At 66.7% G+C, this 2023-nt stretch carries 3 protein-coding genes; all 3 read left to right on the forward strand.

The features are described 5' to 3' along the window. Positions 1-199: 199 nt before the first annotated feature. Positions 200-628 carry a VOC family protein gene (locus LI94_RS20985; protein WP_046302449.1) on the forward strand — a complete coding sequence of 143 codons (429 nt, stop codon included), beginning with the start codon at positions 200-202 and terminating at the stop codon, positions 626-628. A 45-nt stretch (positions 629-673) separates the two neighbouring features. Next, positions 674-1123 (forward strand): hypothetical protein, encoded by a 450-nt coding sequence (locus LI94_RS20990; protein ID WP_046302450.1) that lies wholly within the window; start codon positions 674-676, stop codon positions 1121-1123. Positions 1124-1133: 10 nt separating this feature from the next. Continuing rightward, positions 1134-2023: AMP-binding protein (locus LI94_RS20995; RefSeq protein ID WP_046302451.1), on the forward strand; the 890-nt coding region annotated here is incomplete at its 3' end.

Raw genomic sequence — 2023 nt, forward strand, 5'->3', positions numbered from 1 at the left:
CCACCCCGCGATCGCCGCCACCAGGGCTTTGTCGTCGGCATCGGCCAACGACCCCGGCTCAGGCAGATCCGTATCGAACATACGTTCGACTGTACCCGAATCCACTGACTCAAACTTTCTGACAGGGTCGCGTTATCCACAACGCGCACCTGATGAGTGCGAGTCCGACAGGATGCTCCGTCGCTCTAGGCTCGACCGTATGGAGCAGCAGGTGCACTTCGTCACCATCGCGGCCACCGATCTGGACGCGACCAGCAAGTTTTACGGTGCGCTGGGTTGGCAGCCGCTGCTGGAGGTCGAGGGAGAGATCGTCTTCTATCAGGTGGCGCCGGGCCAGGTGCTGGGGTTCTTTGACGCCGAGAAGTTCAACGAAGACCTGGCGCTGCCCGGCGACCATTCCCGGGTCTCCGGGGTCACCATGGCGCACAACGTCGACAGCCCCGACGCCGTGATCGCGCTGGCCGATGCCATGGCCGCCGCCGGTGGCACGATGATCAAGTCGCCGCGACCCGGCCAGTTCGGTGGCGTGTTCCACGCCCACATCCAAGACCCGAACGGTCTGATCTGGGAGATCGCCCATAACCCCGGCTGGCGGATCGCGCCGGATGGCACGGTAAGTCTCGGTTGAGGTCGTAGGGTGGCCGGGAAGTAAGGCGAAAGGAACGGCACGACGATGCCCTCACTGCTGAGTACGGCGCTGGGCGCGGCACCGATCTTCGGCGGAGCCCTGCTGACGGCGGCGGCCGGGCAGCTCAAAGGCCCCGACGTACGCGCGCTGATCAAACAGGACCTCGACCTGCTCGACCGGCTTCCCGCGGAACAGACCCAGCGGCGCGCGGATTTGCAGCGCACCATCGACGAGCGCATCGACGACTTGGTCGCGGCCTCCGATCGCACCAGGGCGCTGCGGGCGGCGGCGCTGTCCTATCAGGGCAATTGGCGTGACGTGGTCTTCTTCGTCTCCTCGGTGCTGTTCACCTATGTCTGGTGGCACATCAACCATGACCGCGGTAATTGGCTGCCGATGTTCGTGGTGTTGATCCTCGCGTGCATCGTGTCCGCGGTCTACGCGCTGCGGGGGACCTTGCGGGTGGTAACGCACAGCTGGCGGCGTCGGCGATGACAGGCTGACCATGTCGCACGTCGTCGAAATCCCACGGCGCGGCAACCCTTTTCCGGCAACCGGGGTGACCCGCGACCACAACGGTGTCGCGCATTACCAGCAGCTGCCGGCGACGCTGCTCGATGTGTTGGCCGAGCAGGCCGAGCAGCGGCCCGACAGCGAAGCCGTGGTGGAACTTGCGGGCGATCGGCTGACCTACCGGCAGTTGTGGCAGCGGGCCGCGCGCGTATCCGGCGGGCTGCGAGGCGACGGTCTGGCGCGCGGTGATCGGGTCGCGTTGCGTTACCCAGCGGGACTGGACTGGGTGCTGGCGTTCTGGGGCACGCTGATGGCCGGCGGGATACCGGTTGCCGTCAATACCCGGTCGGCCGCACCGGAAGTCGACTTCATACTCACCGATGCCGGCGTTCGGGTGGACCTGGCTCCCGGCGCCGCACTGCCCGATGGCCCACCGTATGTGGTGGACGGGCTCGAAGCGGGCGACACCGCGGCGCTGTTCTACACCTCTGGTACCACCGGCAGCCCCAAAGGAGTGCCCACCACCCACGAGGCGTTTGTGACCAACGCCGAGAACATGATGCGCGCCTTGGGTCGGACCCGGACCTTGGCCGAGGAGTACCGCACGCTGATCTCGGTCCCGCTGTTCCATGTGACCGGCTGCAACTCCCAACTGCTGGTCGCCGCCTACACCGGCGGCACCGCGGTCATCATGCCGTCACTGAGTCTTCCCGAGTTGGTCGCAACGCTTCCCGCGCAGCGGATCTCATCGATGGTGACGGTGCCGGCGATCTACGCGCTGCTGCTTCGGCATCCCGACTTCGCCAACGTCGACGTCAGCCGGGTGCGGTGGGTCGGCTACGGCGGGGCGCCGACGGCACCTGCGCTGGTGCGTGCGCTGCG

Source organism: Mycobacterium sp. UM_Kg27, from assembly GCF_000972905.1.
In the GTDB taxonomy this organism is placed as follows: Bacteria; Actinomycetota; Actinomycetes; order Mycobacteriales; family Mycobacteriaceae; genus Mycobacterium.